16 protein-coding genes are annotated in these 16440 nt (G+C 71.3%); 12 read left to right on the top strand and 4 right to left on the bottom strand.

Features of this window, described 5'->3' with window-relative positions:
- Nucleotides 1-39: 39 nt before the first annotated feature.
- On the top strand, nt 40-237 hold the full coding sequence (locus tag ACLHRZ_RS27455) for a hypothetical protein (protein WP_490421221.1): 198 nt from the start codon (nt 40-42) through the stop codon (nt 235-237).
- 106 nt (nt 238-343) lie between these two features.
- On the opposite strand, the gene ACLHRZ_RS27460 is transcribed toward ACLHRZ_RS27455, so the two are convergent.
- On the bottom strand, nt 344-772 hold the full coding sequence (locus ACLHRZ_RS27460; protein ID WP_490421222.1) for a transposase: 429 nt from the start codon (nt 770-772) through the stop codon (nt 344-346).
- A gap of 178 nt (nt 773-950) precedes the next feature.
- On the opposite strand from ACLHRZ_RS27460, the gene ACLHRZ_RS27465 reads away from it, so the two are divergent.
- The 6 genes from ACLHRZ_RS27465 (at nt 951) to pepN (ending at nt 7158) form a co-directional block, all read left to right on the top strand.
- Nucleotides 951-1520, top strand: coding sequence for a sporulation delaying protein family toxin (locus ACLHRZ_RS27465; protein WP_490421223.1), 570 nt, complete (start codon nt 951-953; stop codon nt 1518-1520).
- Nucleotides 1521-1642: 122 nt separating this feature from the next.
- Nucleotides 1643-2221 carry an SdpA family antimicrobial peptide system protein gene (locus ACLHRZ_RS27470; RefSeq protein ID WP_490421224.1) on the top strand — a complete coding sequence of 193 codons (579 nt, stop codon included), beginning with the start codon at nt 1643-1645 and terminating at the stop codon, nt 2219-2221.
- Nucleotides 2221-3147 (top strand): sporulation-delaying protein SdpB family protein, encoded by a 927-nt coding sequence (locus tag ACLHRZ_RS27475; protein ID WP_490421225.1) that lies wholly within the window; start codon nt 2221-2223, stop codon nt 3145-3147. Before ACLHRZ_RS27470 ends, ACLHRZ_RS27475 begins: the two co-directional genes overlap by 1 nt.
- Nucleotides 3148-3339: 192 nt before the next feature.
- A complete protein-coding gene (locus ACLHRZ_RS27480; RefSeq protein WP_490421226.1) occupies nt 3340-4185 on the top strand; it encodes an AraC family transcriptional regulator in 846 nt (281 codons plus the stop codon).
- 11 nt (nt 4186-4196) lie between these two features.
- Nucleotides 4197-4517, top strand: coding sequence for a chorismate mutase (locus ACLHRZ_RS27485; RefSeq protein WP_490421227.1), 321 nt, complete (start codon nt 4197-4199; stop codon nt 4515-4517).
- Nucleotides 4518-4683: 166 nt separating this feature from the next.
- The gene (gene pepN / locus ACLHRZ_RS27490; RefSeq protein WP_490421228.1) at nt 4684-7158 is read left to right on the top strand and encodes an aminopeptidase N; all 2475 of its coding nucleotides are present in this window, start codon (nt 4684-4686) and stop codon (nt 7156-7158) included.
- 161 nt (nt 7159-7319) lie between these two features.
- Here pepN and ACLHRZ_RS27495 read toward each other — a convergent pair whose 3' ends face one another.
- Nucleotides 7320-7865: a F0F1 ATP synthase subunit B gene (locus ACLHRZ_RS27495; protein WP_490421229.1), complete on the bottom strand. Its 546-nt coding sequence runs from the start codon at nt 7863-7865 to the stop codon at nt 7320-7322.
- Nucleotides 7866-8051: 186 nt separating this feature from the next.
- Here ACLHRZ_RS27495 and ACLHRZ_RS27500 point away from each other — a divergent pair, with 186 nt between their 5' ends.
- Together ACLHRZ_RS27500 and ACLHRZ_RS27505 are read left to right on the top strand one after the other, a co-directional pair.
- Nucleotides 8052-9467: a pyridoxal phosphate-dependent decarboxylase family protein gene (locus ACLHRZ_RS27500; protein ID WP_490421230.1), complete on the top strand. Its 1416-nt coding sequence runs from the start codon at nt 8052-8054 to the stop codon at nt 9465-9467.
- A complete protein-coding gene (locus tag ACLHRZ_RS27505) occupies nt 9464-10894 on the top strand; it encodes a lysine N(6)-hydroxylase/L-ornithine N(5)-oxygenase family protein (protein ID WP_490421231.1) in 1431 nt (476 codons plus the stop codon). Before ACLHRZ_RS27500 ends, ACLHRZ_RS27505 begins: the two co-directional genes overlap by 4 nt.
- Here the strand turns inward: ACLHRZ_RS27505 and ACLHRZ_RS27510 are convergent.
- The gene (locus ACLHRZ_RS27510) at nt 10850-12661 is read right to left on the bottom strand and encodes a bifunctional metallophosphatase/5'-nucleotidase (RefSeq protein WP_490421232.1); all 1812 of its coding nucleotides are present in this window, start codon (nt 12659-12661) and stop codon (nt 10850-10852) included. The genes ACLHRZ_RS27505 and ACLHRZ_RS27510 overlap by 45 nt on opposite strands.
- A 124-nt stretch (nt 12662-12785) precedes the next feature.
- Between ACLHRZ_RS27510 and ACLHRZ_RS27515 the strand changes: the two genes are divergently transcribed.
- From ACLHRZ_RS27515 to ACLHRZ_RS27525, 3 genes are all read left to right on the top strand, one after another.
- Entirely contained in the window at nt 12786-13505 is a 720-nt protein-coding gene (locus ACLHRZ_RS27515) for an SIMPL domain-containing protein (protein WP_490421233.1), read from the top strand.
- A gap of 133 nt (nt 13506-13638) precedes the next feature.
- A complete protein-coding gene (gene pyk, locus ACLHRZ_RS27520; RefSeq protein ID WP_490421234.1) occupies nt 13639-15093 on the top strand; it encodes a pyruvate kinase in 1455 nt (484 codons plus the stop codon).
- A 321-nt stretch (nt 15094-15414) separates the two neighbouring features.
- Nucleotides 15415-16089 carry a LuxR C-terminal-related transcriptional regulator gene (locus ACLHRZ_RS27525; protein WP_490421235.1) on the top strand — a complete coding sequence of 225 codons (675 nt, stop codon included), beginning with the start codon at nt 15415-15417 and terminating at the stop codon, nt 16087-16089.
- Nucleotides 16090-16100: 11 nt separating this feature from the next.
- Here the strand turns inward: ACLHRZ_RS27525 and ACLHRZ_RS27530 are convergent, their stop codons facing one another.
- The gene (locus ACLHRZ_RS27530; protein ID WP_490421236.1) at nt 16101-16400 is read right to left on the bottom strand and encodes a DUF190 domain-containing protein; all 300 of its coding nucleotides are present in this window, start codon (nt 16398-16400) and stop codon (nt 16101-16103) included.
- Between the last annotated feature and the right edge of the window lie 40 nt (nt 16401-16440).

The raw sequence follows: 16440 nt of genomic DNA on the forward strand, positions 1-16440 counted from the left end.
GCCGTCCCCGGATCCACCGAACAGAAGGACACACACGCAATGGCTGACACCCCTGTCATGTGCAGCAAGGGCCATGTCTTCTGGGCCAACTGGGTCTCCGGCGCCTCCGTGACGACCATCCGCCTCGGCCCGCGGCGCATCGGCTGGTGCAAGAGCGGCGGCCATGTCGCGATGCTCAAGCGGGCGGACGAGCGCGAGCTGAACGACAAACAGCGCCGCGAGCTCTACGAGCGTTAGCAGCGACAAAAGAATACAACGGGGGAGTCGTCCGGGTGATGCCCGGACGGCTCCCCCGTCGTGCTGTTCAGGCCCGTTTTCCGGCGGCCGATGCTTTGCCTGTGCTTTAATTTTTCTCTTGTCTCCGGTGGTGGACAGTCGAACGGGGACCCGGAATTCTTAATTCCGAGTTCCGGGTGTTTTCCGAGGCGCTTCGCAGCTTTTCCGCCCATATTTGCTCCGCCGCGTCCGTGCCGTGGGCGGCGGCCAGCTCGTGGAGCTCTCTCCACAGCCCGGCCTCCGCCCACTGTCTGAATCTTCGGTGCGCGGTCTGCCAGGAGACGCCGAAGACCGGCGGGAGCTCTCTCCAGGGCGAATCCGTCACCGTCACATAGGCGATGGCGGCGAAGACGGACTCGTCGTCGATGCGAGCCGTGCCGCCGCCCTGGGGCCTTCGGGCGGGCGCCGGTATCAAGGGCGCGGCAAGATTCCAGAGGCTGGCCGGAGCCAGCCATGAGTAGCGTCTGCTCATCGTCGTCACATACTCACGGGTCATGTGCTGTGTCTACCACCCGAGACAAGATCGAGCCCCTGTGCAAAGGGTTTCCGGGTTCCTAGTGTCTCTTCTGTCGAACGGCGCCGAACGACTGCAGCGTCCGTTCTTGACGGGGGCTTATCGAGTATGTCCGCGCCCGTCTTTCCGCTATCACTGAGAACCCTGAAGGGGCTTTATCATGCGCACTTCCCTGCGTTATGCAGTAGCCGCGGGCGCGGTGGCCGTGCTCGGCCTGGGCGCCGGCGTCGGTCCCGCTCTGGCGGCCTCCCCCGCGCACCACGCGGCGGCCTACAGCGACACCGACGTCACCGCTCTGCTCGCCTTCGGCTCGGGCAAGATCGCTGCCGAGCACCCCGAGACCGTCAAGAACCTCGGTGAGAAGAGCCAGCCGGCCGACGCGAAGACCACGGCCGAGCTGACCACCGCCCTCAACAGGATCGACCCCGACTACCACGCCGTGGTGACCGAGGGCCTGCAGAGCCACAACCCCTACAAGGTGCAGGCTGCGCTGTCCGCCTACTCGGAGGACGTCCAGACCCTCGCCAAGAGCAACAACGCCAAGATGAGCCCGAACGGCTCCTGGTGGGTCTGGACCCAGCAGGCCATCGTCCAGACCGGCACGGTGGCCACCACGGTCGCCGCCGTCGCCGAGGTCGGTGTGGTGGCCGTCGTCGCCTACGCGCACCACGGCGACACGTCCGCCTTCTCCCAGGAGGCCGTTGCCGCCTCCGTGGCCAAGTCCTTCTGATCCGGGCGCACTTGCTCAGCTGATCACGGCTTGACCCGATGAACGCGCTGGGGCCGGAGTCCCGGGACTCCGGCCCCAGCGCACACCTGTGAACGAGCGCCCGACGCCGCGGAGGAAACCGGATGAGCGCCCCAGACACCGACGCCCTCGCCTGCCGACGGGCTTTCAGGGCGGCGACCGCCGTCCTCGCCGCCTTCATCTTGCTGACCGTCTTCCTGTCCATGCCGGGCAACGTCCTGACCCGGTCGTGGATGGGCGGGGTGAAGAACGTCTTCACCATCACCGCTCCCCAGGGCTGGGCCTTCTTCACCAAGAGCCCGCAGAGCGTCGACGTCTACGCCTACCGCGCCCACGAGGGCGACTACACCGACGTCCTCGACACGCCCCAGGTGAAGCCCTCCAACCTGTTCGGCCTCACGCGCAAACAGCGCGCCCAGGGCCCCGAAATGGCCGCCCTCGCCGCCCAGGTGACCGCCTGGCACCCGTGCAAGGCCGTCGACCTCCAGGTGTGCCTCCGGAGCGGATTCCGGCAGCCCGTGAAGGCCATCCACAACGACTCGCCCACGCCGACCCTCTGCGGTGACCTCCTCCTCGCACAGGAGAAGCCGACCCCCTGGGCCTACCGGCACTTCACCTCCGACACCAGCCGGATCCTGGACTCGGTCCACGTGAAGGTCGGTTGCGGCAAGGAGGGCAGGTGATGAAGACCCTCGAGCGGCTGGCCCGCACCTTCGACCCGCGCAGCGTCTGGTTCGGCTGGGGACGCACCCTCATCGCCCTCGCCCACGCCGTCACCCTCGCCCTCACCCCGCCCGCCTACCTGATGCCGCCGGTCATCGACCAGGTCCGCGCCCCCCAGTGCGGCAGCATCCGCGCCGTCTCCGCCTACTGCCTCGGCGGCCACGACGTCGGCCAGGAGTGGCGTCGCTGGATCATGGTGGCCCTGCTGCTGCTCGTCGCCTCCGGCTGGCGGCCCCGCTGGACCGTGATCCCGCACGCCTGGATCACCTTCTCCATCGGCGTGAGCATCTCGCTCCCCGACGGCGGCGAGTCCATCGCCCGCATCGTCTGCCTGCTGATCGTCCCGCTCGGCCTCGCCGACGACCGCACCTGGCACTGGTCCCGGCCCGCCACCCCGATCGGCCCGACCGCCCGCGGCATCGCCTTCGCGGCGTTCCTCGCCGTGCGGCTGCAGCTCGCGATCCTCTACATGCAGAGTGGCGTGAGCAAGTGGGGCGTCCCGGACTGGCTCAACGGCTCCGCCGAGTTCTACGTCCTGCGCAGCCCGCTCTTCGGCGTGGCCGGCCCGCTCAAGCCCCTGCTGCTGTGGATGTCGGACAACTCCCTCATCGAGGCCGGGATGACCTGGGGCGCGATCATCATCGAGATCGTCATCGCGGTCTTCCTGCTCAGCTCGACCCGCTGGCGGCGCACGGCCTTCGTCCTGGACGTCGCCCTGCACGTGAGCATCATCGTCACCATGGGCCTGTGGAGCTTCGCCCTCGTCATGATGGGCTCCGCCGCCATCGCGGCCCTGCCGGACCGGCTGCCCGGACCGGAACCGGGGACCGCGGAGGACGAGGCCGCCCCGCTCCCGGAGCGCGAACCGGCGCCGGCCGCCGTGTAGTTCACCCCCGTTGGCTTCACCGTGCATCGATTCGGGCAAGACATCTGCACAGGGATCCGTCCAGGAACCCGTCCCGTTGGTCACCGTCATCGGCCGGTGGCCAGCGGGACGAGGTCCCGTCGCGCACCCGCCGCCTCCCCCGCTCCGCCGCCCTCTGGCGGGGGAGGGAACCCGTGTACGAAGATCTGGCGCGTGCATCACACATGGATGCGGTACCTCACCCCCGGACCGGTCCATCACCGGCTCGGCCTGGTCTGTCTCGGCGTCGGCCTGCAGCACGGCGCCCTGCCCGCCGTCGGCCCCCGCACCCTCGGCCACCACGTGGCCGTCGTCATCGGCGCCGGGACCGGCTGGTGCCGCACCCCCGACGGCCGTACCCACCCCGTCGCCGCCCCCGCCCTCCTGTGGCTCGTCCCCGGCGTGCCGCACCACTACGGCGCCGCGCCCGGCGGCGGATGGGACGAGGCCTTCGTCGGCTTCACCGGCCCCGCCGTCGCCGCCTACACCGAACTCGGCTGCATCGAGCCCGACCGCCCCGTCGTGCCCCTCGCCGACGCCGTCGGCCCGCGCGCCGCCGTCGCCCGCATCGCCCGCGCCGCCCGCCGAGGCAACCCCCTGCTGGAGATCGAGACCTCCGCGGGCGTCCACGAGCTCCTGGTGGCCCTGCGCCGCGCCCGCGCCGACGCGGACGCCGGCGACACCGCGGACGACCCCGTGCTGCAGGCCCTGGCCCGCGACGCCTTCCTGCCGCTGTCCGTCGCCCAGCACGCCGCCCGGCACGGCATGACCCCCGCCGAACTGCGCTCCGCCGTCCGCCGCGGCGCCGGGTGCGGCCCCAAGGACTACCTCCTGGGCATCCGCCTGGGCCGCGCCAAGGAACTGCTCGCCGCCACCGAACTGCCCGTCGCCGCCGTCGCCCGGCGCGTCGGCTACGACGACCCCGCCTACTTCAGCCGCCTCTTCACGCGCCGTGTCGGCACCGCTCCCGTCCGCTTCCGCGCCCGGGAGAGTGCGGCCGGATCATCGCGTTCCGCCTAGGCTGGGGTCGTATGAACGACAGTGCCGCCAACGCCCCCGCCCTGGACGCGTCCGTCCGCGCCGAGCTGAACCGTCTGCGCGACAGCATCGACAACATCGACGCCGCAGTGATCCACATGCTCGCCGAGCGCTTCAAAGCCACCCAGCAGGTCGGTCACCTGAAGGCCGCCCACAGGATGCCGCCCGCCGATCCCGCCCGCGAGGCCCGGCAGATCGCGCGGCTGCGCGAGCTCGCGGAGAACGCCAAGCTGGATCCCGCTTTCGCGGAGAAGTTCCTCAACTTCATCATCGCCGAGGTGATTCGGCACCACGAGCACATCGCGCGGGCGTAGGCCACGCCCGTAAGGGGCACGGGGAACTGCGCGATCGGCCACGATGCGCCCGCAGAGGAAGCCCCGGACCCCAGGGCGGTGCGTCGGCTGCGGGCCGTCTCCGGCCGGTCGCGCAGGTTCCCGCGCTCCTTACGGGGCGCGGGAACCATGCGGCAAGCTGAGCCACATGCCCGTACTGACGCGCGACGAAGCGCAGACCCGAGCCGCCCTCCTCGACGTTCACCACTACCGCATCGACTTGGACCTCACCCCCGGTGAGACCTTCGGCTCCACCACCGTCATCCGCTTCACCGCCCGCACCGCCGGCACCACCTTCGTCGAACTCAAGCCCGCCGCCCTGCACCGCGCCACCCTCGACGGGCAGGCCCTCGACCCCGCCGCCCTCGACGACAACCGCCTCCCGCTCACCCTCACCGCGGGCGAGCACGAACTCCGCGTCGAAGCGGACATGCGCTACTCCCGCACGGGCGAGGGCATGCACCGCTTCACCGACCCGGCCGACGGCGAGACCTACGCCTACACCCAGCTGTTCATGGAGGACGTGCAGCGCGTCTTCGCCGCCTTCGACCAGCCCGACCTCAAGGCCGTCTTCGAACTCGCCGTGACGGCCCCGCCGCACTGGACCGTCCTCGGCAACGGCATCGCCCGCCCGGCCGGCGACGGCCGCTGGGAGCTCGCCCCCACCCCGCCCGTCAGCACCTACCTCGTCGCCGTCGCCGCAGGCCCCTGGCACTCCGTCCGCACCGAGCACGCCGGACTGCCCTTCGGCATCCACTGCCGCCGCTCCCTCGCCGCCCACCTGGACGCCGATGCCGAGGAGATCCTCGGCATCACCCGCCACTGCTACGACCGTTACCACGAGAAGTTCACCGAGCCGTACCCCTTCGACTCCTACGACCAGGCCTTCGTCCCCGAGTTCAACGCCGGGGCCATGGAGAACCCCGGACTGGTCACCTTCCGCGACGAGTTCGTCTTCCGCTCCGCCGTCACCGACACCGAGCGCCAGACCCGCGCGATGGTCATCGCCCACGAAATGGCCCACATGTGGTTCGGCGACCTCGTCACGCTGAAGTGGTGGGACGACATCTGGCTCAACGAGTCCTTCGCCGAGTACATGGGCTACCAGACCCTCGTCGAGACCGGCGACTTCCCGGACACCTGGACCGAATTCGGCATCTCCCGCAAGGGCTGGGGCTACGACGCCGACCAGCGCCCCTCCACCCACCCCGTCGCCCCGGACCCCGACGCCGTCCCCGACACGGCCTCCGCGCTCACCAACTTCGACGGCATCTCCTACGCCAAGGGCGCCAGCGCGCTGCGCCAACTCGCCGCCTGGCTGGGTGAGAAGGAGTTCCTCGCCGGCATCAACGACCACTTCACGCGGCACCGCTTCGGCAACGCCACCCTCGCCGACTTCCTCGACTCCCTCGCCCGCGCCACCGACCGCGACGTCCACGGCTGGGCCCGCAGCTGGCTGCGCACCACGGGCGTCGACACCCTCACGCCCGACGTCACCGAGGAGGACGGCCACTGGCGCCTCGCCGTCCGCCACGACGGCGGCCGCCCGCACCGCATCACCGTCGGCCTCTACGACCACGACCCCGCCGACCCCGGGCGGCTCGTGCCCCGCACGCCCGTCGAGGCCGACCTGCCCGGCGAGACCGTCACCCACCCCGGCCGCAGGCCCGACCTGCTCCTGCTCAACGACGGCGACCTCACCTACGCCAAGGTCCGGCTCGACCCCGGCTCCTGGGACACCGCCCTGGAGGCCCTGTCCGGGCTGCCCGGCGCCCTCAGCCGCGCCGTCGTCTGGAACGCGGCCCGCGACATGGTCCGCGACGGCGAACTCGCCCCCGCGGCCTACCTCCGCGCCGCCCGCGCCCATCTGCCGCGCGAGCACGACAACGCGATCGTCCAGGGCGTCCTCGCCTTCGCCCGCACCCAGATCGCGGATCTGTACCTCCCCGCGGACGAACGCCCGGACGCGCTCGCCGGGTTGCGCGCCCTCAGCCGCGACCTGCTGGAGCGCACCACCCATGCCGGCGTGCGGCTGACGGCCGTCCGCACCCTGATCGCCGGCGCGCTGCGCCCCGACGCCCTGCGCGAGTGGCTCGCCGCGGACACCGTGCCCGGCGGCCCCGTTCTCGACCCCGAGCTGCGCTGGCGCATCCTCACCCGCCTCGCCGTGCTCGGCGACCTCACCCCGGCCGGGATCGACGCCGAACTCGCCCGCGACCCCAGCGCCACCGGCCACGAGGGCGCTGCGCGCTGCCGGGCGGCGTTGCCGGACCAGGCCGCCAAGGAGGCGGCCTGGCAGGCCATGTTCGCCACGGACGACCTGTCCAACTATCTGTTCGCGGCCACCGCCCAGGGCTTCTGGCAGCCCGAACAGCTCGACCTCGTACGCCCGTTCAGGGCCCGCTACTACCCGGCAGCGGTGTCCCTCGCCACCCGCCGCGGCGCGGCCCTCGCGGAGGCGGCGGGACGCCACGCGTTCCCGCTGACGCTGGTCGAGGAGGAGACGGTACGCCTGGGAGAGCAGTGCCTGCGGGACGCGGACCCCGCGCCGGCGCTGCGCCGGAAGCTGATCGACCAACTGGACGACTTGAGGAGGGCACTGCGGATCCGCCGGGCCGGCTAGGCGGGCCGCGCCCCGAAGGGGCGCGGGGCTGTTACATCATGCGGCTCCGCCGCGTGGGCGCGATCAGCCACCGACGGCCCGCAGACAACGGGAGAGGCCCCGCACCCCCGAACAAAGGGGTGCGGGGCCTCCCGCAATGAAGCCTTGCCCAGTGCGCGACGTCAGTCGCGCGCCTCCGCATCGGCCGCCTTCGCGGTGCGCAGCTCCTCCATGAACCGGTCCACGACCCCGCTCTCGCGCGCGAAGTCCTCGACCGGCTCGCCGACGACCTTGCCCGCCAGCTGCGCCGCCAGCACACCCACCTGCTCGCGCAGCTCCGCCTCGGCGACCGCGCGCTCCGCGTCGATCACCGCGTGGCCCGCAGCGATGATCTCCTCGCGCTGGCGCTGGCCCTCGGCCCGCAGCTCCGCGATGATCGCGTTGCCCTGCTCGAGGGACTCCTGGCGCAGCCGGGCGGCCTCGTGCCGGGCCTCGGCCAGCAGCGCCTGGTACTCCTCGTGCACCCGCGCGGCCTCGGCGCGGGTCTCCTCCGCCTCCTCGAAGCGGCCGTCGGTGGCCTGCTCGCGCTCGGCGAGGACCTTGTTGATCCGGGGCAGGATCACCTTCGCCATCAGGGCGAAGACGAGGAAGAAGCACACCAGCCCGAGGACGAGCGGTGCGGGCTCGGGCTTGAGGGGTCCGACGTCGAGAGCAAAGTTCATGGCCATGGGAGCAGATTAGTCGAAGTCGCACGCCGTACCCCACCAAGGGGGAAGTACCACCATCGGGCGAACCACCTTCCACCAGGGGGTTACCGGCCGTGCGCGCTCGGTAGCTTGTGGCCGTTCGTGCAGGCCCGGGCCGATGCCCGGGCCTGCCCGCCATAAGTCAACCCAAAAAGGGGCAAGTCCACCATGCCTGCGCCCGCCGCCGACCATTCCCCCGCAGCGCTCGCGGGCGGCGCCCAGGGAACTCGCGCCCTGCGCCCCCTCGTCGACACCGCCCTGCACGCCCTCGCCCGCGGGGCCACCGCCCGCGGCGGCCCGCTCCCGGCCGGCGGACCCCCGGCGGTCGACGCCCGCATCACCGCCGCCGCCACGCCCGTCCTCCCCGAGCACGGCACCGGGCCGCACGAAGCCCTGCGCACCCTCGTCCAGGCGCTCGCCGAGGGGGCGGCCGATCCCGCCGACCCGCACTGCGCCGCCCATCTGCACGGCCCCGCCCTCGCCGTCGCCGCCGCGGCCGACCTCGCCGCCTGCGCGCTCAACCCCTCGCTCGACTCCTGGGACCAGGCCCCCTCCGCGACCGCCCTGGAGGCCCTCACCACCCGCGCGCTCGCCGCCCTCGCCTACCCCCGGCGCCCCGCCCCCGACGCCCTCGTCACCACCGGCGGCACCGAGTCCAACCAGCTCGCCCTGCTGCTCGCCCGGGAGAACGCCCGCACCTGCGCCCACCGGCCGCTGCACGTCGTCTGCGGGGCCAACGCCCACCACAGCATCTCCCGCGCCGCCTGGCTCCTCGGCCTCCCCGTCCCCCACATCCTCCCCACCCCCACCGGCACCATCGACCCCACCGACCTCGACAAGGCCCTCGGCGAGCACCACACCGATGCCCCCCGGCTCGTCGTCGCCACCGCGGGCACCACCGACGCCGGCCTCATCGATCCGCTGCCCGGCATCGCCGACGTCTGCGCCGCCCGCGGCGTCCCCCTCCACATCGACGCCTCCTACGGCGGGCCGCTCCTCTTCAGCGACACCCTCCGCCCCGCCCTCGCCGGCCTCGACCGCGCCGACAGCATCACCCTCGACCTGCACAAGCTCGGCTGGCAGCCGATCGCCGCGGGCCTCCTCGCCGTCCCCGGCAGCGAGGTCCTGGCCCCCCTCGGCCACCGGGCCGACTACCTCAACGCCCACGACGACATCGCCGCGGGCCACCCCGACCTGCTCCACCGTTCCCTGCGCACCACCCGCCGCCCCGACATCCTCAAGATCGCCGTCACCCTCCGCGCCCTCGGCCGCACGGGGCTCGGCGAACTCATCGAGCGCGTCTGCACCCTGGCCCACCGCCTCGCCGACCTCGTCGACGCCCACCCCTCCTTCGACCTCCACTCCCGCCCCACCCTCAGCACCGTCCTCTTCCGCCCCGCGAACTCCGACGACCGCTCCACCGGCAGCCTCCGCCGCCGCCTGCTCCACCACGGCCACGCCGTCCTCGGCCGCGCCACCACCCCCGAAGGCCTCTGGCTCAAGGCCACCCTGCTCAACCCCCACACCCGCACCGACGACCTCCGCAACCTCCTGGAACTCGTGGAAGGCCACACCACCGGATGACCACCCCCCAGCAGCCCGCCCCGTCGGCCGCCGACCAGCCCCTGGATCTGGCCGGCATCGGCATCGGCCCGTTCAACCTCTCGCTCGCGGCCCTCGCCCACCCCCTGCCGGACCTCCGCGCGGCCTTCTACGACCAGAACACCGCCTTCCAGTGGCACCCCGGCCTGCTCATCGAGGGCACGACCGTGCAGGTCCCCTTCCTCGCCGACCTCGTCACCCTCGCCGACCCCACCAGCCCCTGGAGCTTCCTCAACTACCTGAGGACCCGCGAGCGCCTCTACCCCTTCTACTTCGCCGAGCGCCAGCACATCCAGCGCGCCGAGTACGACGCCTACTGCCGCTGGGTCAGCGAGAACCTCGACACCCTGCACTTCGACCACCAGATCGACGCCGTCCGCTGGAACCCCGAGCGCGTCCTCTTCGAGATCGACTACACCCAGCTCGACCGCGAGGGCGAGGCCGAGGCCCTCGGCCGCGCCTACACCCGCAGCCTCGTCCTCGGCGTCGGCACCGCCCCCTACGTCCCCGAGCCGCTGCGCCCCCTGGCCGAGGCGCCCGCCGTCCCCGTCATCCACTCCGCCGACTACCTCGCCCACCGCGAACGGCTGCTCGCCGCCGAGCACATCACCGTCATCGGCTCGGGCCAGTCCGGCGCCGAGATCTTCCTCGACCTGCTGCGGCAGCGGCCGGCCGGGCGCGAGAAGCTCCACTGGCTCGCCCGTACCGCCGCCTTCGCGCCCATGGAGTACAGCAAGCTCGGGCTCGAACACTTCACGCCCGACTACACGCACTACTTCCGCGCGCTCCCCGAGGGCGTACGCGACCAGCTCCTGCCCCAGCAGTGGCAGCTCCACAAGGGCATCGCCCCCGACACGATCACGGCCATCCACGACGAGCTCTACCGCCGCAGCCTGCACGGCGGCTGGCCCGACGCCACCCTCACCCCGGGAGTCTTCGTCCGCACCGCGGGGCGCGTCGGCACCACCCGCGTCGAGCTCCACCTCGAACACACCCAGCAGAACGCCCGCTCACGTCTCACCACCGACGCCGTCGTCCTCGCCACCGGCTACCGCGAGCGCCGCGTCGAGACCCTGCTCGCCGCGCTGGACCCGTACATCCGCCGCGACTCCAGCGGCCGCCCCCGCATCGACGAGCACCACCGCCTCGTCCTCGACCCCCTCGTCAAGGGCGCCGTCCACGTGCAGAACGCCGAGCTCCACACCCATGGCGTCGGCGCCCCCGACCTCGGCCTCGCCGCCTGGCGCAGCGCCACCATCCTCAACGCCGTCACGGGGAAGCCCGCCTACCCCCTCCCGGACCGCACCGCCTTCACCACCTTCGGCCTGGAGCCGCGGCTCGTGTCGCGGCCCCAGCACCCCGCGTCAGAAAACCGGAACGCCATCCCGCGTCAGCTTCCAGTCCACTGAGGCGAACCGGCTCACGTCGACCGCCCCCTGCGCCTTCGTCCAGTTGATGATCGTGTTACGGATCTCCTCCGAATTCGCCCACAGCTGCTTGGCCTTGGCCACATGCGGGAAGTTCCCGCCGCCGCCGGCCCGGTAGTTGTTCACCGCCAGCACGAACTGCGCCGCATCGTCCAGCGGCTTGCCGTCGAACGACAGCTTCGCGATCCGCTCGCCCGGAGCCTTCGCGATGTCGATCTCGTACGAGAGGCCGCTGACGACGTCGTAATTGAAGTCCGGAATCGATTCGGCGTTCGTCAGCTTCGCCGGGTCGACGGGCGCGCCGGCCGCGGTCCGTGCGTAGTAGTGCGCCGAGAACTCCAGGTACGCGCGCAGCTGCGCGCCCGTCATCAGGCGTGCCTCCAGCGTGTTCTCGAACGGGTACAGCCCGGCCGCCTCCCGGATCGTCACCTTCCCCGCCGGTACGGCGGCCGACCGGGAGAAGCACGACGCCTGCGACAGCACCGGCAGCGCGGCGTACTGCGTCCCCGCCAGCGCCGCCTTCACCGTCTCGGCCTGCACGTGGTTGATGAGCTTGATGATGGGCGTGTCCTTGTACGGGGCCTCCGCCGCGCTCATCGCCGCCGAGGACGTGCCGATCACCTGGTTCACATAGGCCACCACCTTGCGGTGCTGCCCGGTGAGGAGACCGGTGATCTTCTTGTCCTCGGGCACCGTGTTGGAGTTCAGCACCTTCGCCGACGCCGACTCCACGTGCCACCGGCCCCGCTCCCACACGAGGGCGAAGTCGAACACCGTCAGCCGCTGGCCCCACTTGAGCGGCTCGGACAGCACGACCTGCTTGCCCGTCGCCTTGTTCGTCACCCGGAGTTCGGGAATCTCGACGTGTGCGTGGCCCACCAGCACCGCGTCGATGCCCGGCACCTTCTCGGCGACCAGGGCCGCCGAGTTCTCGATGTACGGCAGCTGGTCACCGTACGACGAGGTGCCGCTCGCCCCCGCGTGCGCGGCCACGATCACCACGTCCGCGCCCATCGACCGCAGCTTCGGCACCCACTTCGCCGCCTGCTCCTCCAGGCCCGGGAAAAGCATCCTGCCCTGCACATTGGCCTTGTCCCAGATCGCGATCCCCGGATTCGTCAGACCCAGAATCGCCACCCGCACGTCACGGCCGTGCGGCGTGTGCACCCGCTTGATCACGTACGGCCGGAACGCGGGCTTCATCGTCTTCGCATCGAGCGCATTCGCCGCCAGCAGGGGAAAACGGCACTGCTCCTCGAACTTCCGCAGCACCGGAATGCCGTAATTGAACTCGTGATTGCCGACGGCCGCGGCGTCGTAGCCGATCGCATTCATCGCCGCCGCCATCGGGTGCACCGGACCGTGCGCCTTCGTGATCGGCTCCACCCGTGCGTAGTAGTACGACAGCTGGGTGCCCTGAATCGTGTCGCCCGCGTCGATGAGCAGGGTGTTGCGGCGCCCCTTCTCCTCGCGGACCCGGTTCACCAGTGTCGAAATCTTGGCCAGGCCCACGTCGTTGTGCGCCTTGTCCTCGAACCGGGCGTCGGTGAAGTAGTCCCAGTCGAAGACATTGCCGTGCAGGTCCGTGGTGCCCATCACGGTCAGCGCAAAGCGCTTCTTCCTGTCCCCGGAGCGGTCCGGCCCGGCCTCCGCGGCCACGGCCGCAGGAGCCCCCAGCCCTCCCGCGAGCGCCACCCCCGCCCCGGTTGCAGCGGTACGCCCCAGAAAGTCCCTGCGGTCGATCGGCATACGTTCTCCCCATCCGTATCAGCTCACCATGCCTACAACGCGCGTAGATTGTGACCGGGCAACCTGTCCTGCACCACCCTCGCCAGGTTGCAATCCGGTGACTCCCCGGCACACCCTGGCCCGCATGACCGAACACACGATCCCCGCAGGCCAGGCCCACCTCCCGTACGGTACCCCGGACGTCCCCCGCATCGCCGTCCGCGGCGAGGCCCGGCTGGAGGTCGACCCCGAGATCGCCCGCATCGGCATCTCCGTCAACGCCCGCGGCACCGACCGCCGCTCCGCCCTCGACGACCTGACCCGCCGCAACCAGTACGTCATCGACCTGATCCGCAGCTACGGCAGCGAGGTCGAGGAGCTCGAGACCGGCTCCTTCTCCATCACCCCGCAGCTCACCGAGCGCGGCCGCCACGAGCGCGTCCGCGCCTATCACGGCACCGTCCACCTCACCGCGACGCTCAACGACTTCACCGCCCTGGGTGAACTCACCACGCGCCTCGCCGACCTCGACCTCACCCGTGTCGACGGGCCCTGGTGGGCATTGCGCCCCCACTCGCCCGCGTATCGCGAGGCCCGGCAGCAGGCGGTCCGCGAAGCCGTCCAGCGCGCCCGCGAATACGCCGCGGCCCTCGGCGCGGAACTCGCCGCCGTCGTCGAAATCGCCGACACGGGTGCCGAGAACAGCGTCCAGCCCGGGTTGCCCCCGGCCCCCGGTGGAGTGATGCGCGCCGCCTACGGCGGAGCCGCTCCCGCGCCCGCCCCCGCTCTCGACCTCGAACCGCAGCGCCAGACCGTTTACGCCCACGTCAACGCGCGCTTTACGATGACCCGACCGGTTCTCTGAGTCCGCGTATCGAGTGCTCATCAGAGCGACCCCCCGCACGTTTCACAAGTTGTCAACAAGCCTTTACGCAACGGACGTTGGGGAGTTGCGGTGCGCCAATTCTCTACCGACTGGTAGGCCCTAAGGTCGTGCCATGCGCCGAGCGAAAATCGTCTGCACCCTGGGGCCTGCCACCGACTCGTACGAGCAGATCAAGGCCCTCGTCGAAGCCGGCATGGACGTCGCCCGCTTCAACCTCAGCCACGGCACCTACGCCGAGCACGAGGCGCGGTACCAACGAGTACGCAAGGCGGCCGAGGAAACCGGCCGCAACGTCGGCATCCTCGCCGACCTTCAAGGCCCGAAGATCCGCCTCGGCCGCTTCCGCGAAGGCCCGGTACTCCTTGAACGCGGTGATGAATTCACCATCACCGTCGAGGAGATCGAGGGCGACCGGCACCGGTGCGGCACCACCTACGAGGGTCTCGCCGGGGACGTCGCCAAGGGCGAGCGCATCCTCGTCGACGACGGCCGCGTCACCCTGGAGGTCACCGAGGTCGACGGGCCCCGGGTGAAGACCATGGTCATCGAGGGCGGCATGGTCTCGGACCACAAGGGCCTCAACCTCCCCGGCGTCGCCGTCTCCGTCCCCGCCCTGTCGGAGAAGGACGTCGAGGACCTCCGCTGGGCCCTGCGCAGCGGCATCGACATCATCGCCCTGTCCTTCGTGCGCACCGCCCACGACATCGACCACGTGCACCGCGTCATGGACGAGGAGGGCCGCCGCGCCTTCGTCATCGCCAAGATCGAGAAGCCGCAGGCGGTGCACAACCTGGAGAGCATCGTCGCCGCCTTCGACGGCCTGATGGTCGCCCGCGGTGACCTGGGTGTCGAAATGCCGCTGGAATCGGTCCCGATCGTGCAGAAGCGGGCCGTCAAGCTGGCGAAGCGGAACGCCAAGCCGGTGATCGTCGCGACGCAGATGCTCGACTCGATGATCGACTCCTCGCGTCCGACGCGGGCGGAGGCCTCGGACGTCGCCAACGCGGTGATCGACGGCACGGACGCCGTCATGCTCTCGGGTGAAACGAGCGTGGGGAAGTACCCCGTCGAGACGGTGAAGACGATGGGCCGCATCGTGCGCGCGGCCGAGGAGGACGTCCTGGCGAAGGGGCTCCCCCCGCTGACCGAGCGCAGCAAACCCCGCACCCAGGGCGGCGCGGTGGCCCGCGCGGCCGCCGAGATGGGCGACTTCCTCGGCGCCAAGTTCCTGGTCGCCTTCACTCAATCCGGTGATACGGTGCGCCGGCTCTCGCGCTACCGCTCCCCGATCCCGCTGCTGGCGTTCACGCCGGAGCCGGCGACGCGCTCGCAGCTGAACCTGACGTGGGGCGTCGAGACCTTCCTGGGCCCGATGGTGCAGACGACGGACGAGATGGTCGAGCAGGTGGACGAGTACCTGCTGCGGATCGGCCGCTGCCGCAGGGGCGACATGGTCATCATCACGGCGGGCTCCCCGCCGGGCATGGCCGGGACCACCAACCTGGTGCGGGTGCACCACATCGGGGAGGACGATGCGCCTGCGGCGGCAGGGTCCGGTGGGGTCTGACGGCGTCACGTCAAGTTTTGGTCGTTGGAACCTGCAGGTTTCAGCCATGTCCTGCCGGTCCCAAGGGCCTCACCCCTGCCCGGTGTCCGGAGGGGGTGGGGCGCATAGGCGCTGCGCAAGGGCGCGTGACAGTGCACGCACCGGCGCTTGCTCCCCCCGCCGTGTGCCCGGTGAACGCCCCTCATGATGGCCGGAGTTCACGCTTTTTCTCCCTCCGGACGGGTGCACACTGGTATATACGCGTTCGAGGCACCGCCTCCGACGGCATCCCCTGGCCCGGCTCTGGGATCCACGCGTGCTGATCGGTTCAGGAGGGGTCTCTTGGTCACGGTCCTGTTGTGCGCGCACAATCTGCTGATCCGCACGGGCCTGCGGAAGGTCCTGGAGGACGACGCGTACATTCACGTGGCAGCGGAGGCGGGGACCGTCGACGAGGCCGTCGAGCTCGCGCGCCGGTACCAACCGGACGTGGTGTTCGTCGAGTTGGACATGCCCCACGGCGAAGGCCTGCGGATCGGACGCATGCTGACCGGCACCGGGGACCACCCGGCCGGAGTGGTGTTCATCGCGCAGTCCTTCGACTCGACCACCGCGCTGCGGGGTCTGCTCGCCGGGGCCCGGGCGTTCCTGGCGAAGAGCGACACGCCCCGCCAACTGGTGGCCGCCGTCCATGCGGTGGCGGGCGGGTACACCGTGCTGCCGTCGGCCGTCACCGCCGCGCTGGAGCCCTGGGCGATGCTCTCGACGGCCTTCACGGCGCCGGCGTCGTCCGACGTCTTCGGCCTGCTGACGGACCGGGAGCTGGAAGTGCTCCGGCTGATGGCCACCGGGATGTCCAACGGCGAGATCGCCGGGTTCCTGTCGCTCGGCGAGGCCACCGTGAAGTCGCACGTGTCGCGGCTGCTCTCCAAGCTGGGCCTGCGCAACCGCTCCCAGGCGGTGGCCCGGGCGTACGGCACGGGCCTGATGGGCGTCCCCGCCCGCGCCGCCCAGTAGCGTCCCGCCGGTCAGGCGGTCGTCACGGTGTCCAGCACGGCGAGGCTGCCCGGCGCGATCTCCCGCAGGGACATCCGGAACAGCGCGATGCGGTCGGCGGTGTCGACGAAGAGCAGCATCAGCGGACGGTCGTGGGCGAGCCCGAGCCCCCGCCGCCGGCGCAGGTTCCGGGACTCGCCGAAGCCCGCGACGCAGGGCAGCACGGTCGCGCCGCGCAGACCGTGCTGCCGTGCGTGCCGGACGATCTCGACGTACAGCGGGGAGTGCCCGGCGGTGTCGGTGGTCCTGACGAACACCGTCAGACGATGCATGGTGGCCCCCTGCGGAAGGTCGTCCGACCGCTCGGGCGCG

The sequence above is a fragment of the Streptomyces sp. AM25 genome, assembly GCF_058146165.1.

Excerpts from the sequence above, each read along its gene's own strand:
- ACLHRZ_RS27460 (WP_490421222.1), bottom strand. The coding sequence starts at position 772 with ATGACCCGTGAGTATGTGACGACGATGAGCAGACGCTACTCATGGCTG.
- ACLHRZ_RS27485 (WP_490421227.1), top strand. The coding sequence starts at position 4,197 with ATGAACGACAGTGCCGCCAACGCCCCCGCCCTGGACGCGTCCGTCCGC.
- ACLHRZ_RS27500 (WP_490421230.1), top strand. The coding sequence starts at position 8,052 with ATGCCTGCGCCCGCCGCCGACCATTCCCCCGCAGCGCTCGCGGGCGGC.
- ACLHRZ_RS27475 (WP_490421225.1), top strand. The coding sequence starts at position 2,221 with ATGAAGACCCTCGAGCGGCTGGCCCGCACCTTCGACCCGCGCAGCGTC.
- ACLHRZ_RS27530 (WP_490421236.1), bottom strand. The coding sequence starts at position 16,400 with ATGCATCGTCTGACGGTGTTCGTCAGGACCACCGACACCGCCGGGCAC.
- pepN (WP_490421228.1), top strand. The coding sequence starts at position 4,684 with ATGCCCGTACTGACGCGCGACGAAGCGCAGACCCGAGCCGCCCTCCTC.
- ACLHRZ_RS27515 (WP_490421233.1), top strand. The coding sequence starts at position 12,786 with ATGACCGAACACACGATCCCCGCAGGCCAGGCCCACCTCCCGTACGGT.
- ACLHRZ_RS27465 (WP_490421223.1), top strand. The coding sequence starts at position 951 with ATGCGCACTTCCCTGCGTTATGCAGTAGCCGCGGGCGCGGTGGCCGTG.
- pyk (WP_490421234.1), top strand. The coding sequence starts at position 13,639 with ATGCGCCGAGCGAAAATCGTCTGCACCCTGGGGCCTGCCACCGACTCG.
- ACLHRZ_RS27510 (WP_490421232.1), bottom strand. The coding sequence starts at position 12,661 with ATGCCGATCGACCGCAGGGACTTTCTGGGGCGTACCGCTGCAACCGGG.
- ACLHRZ_RS27470 (WP_490421224.1), top strand. The coding sequence starts at position 1,643 with ATGAGCGCCCCAGACACCGACGCCCTCGCCTGCCGACGGGCTTTCAGG.
- ACLHRZ_RS27455 (WP_490421221.1), top strand. The coding sequence starts at position 40 with ATGGCTGACACCCCTGTCATGTGCAGCAAGGGCCATGTCTTCTGGGCC.
- ACLHRZ_RS27495 (WP_490421229.1), bottom strand. The coding sequence starts at position 7,865 with ATGGCCATGAACTTTGCTCTCGACGTCGGACCCCTCAAGCCCGAGCCC.
- ACLHRZ_RS27505 (WP_490421231.1), top strand. The coding sequence starts at position 9,464 with ATGACCACCCCCCAGCAGCCCGCCCCGTCGGCCGCCGACCAGCCCCTG.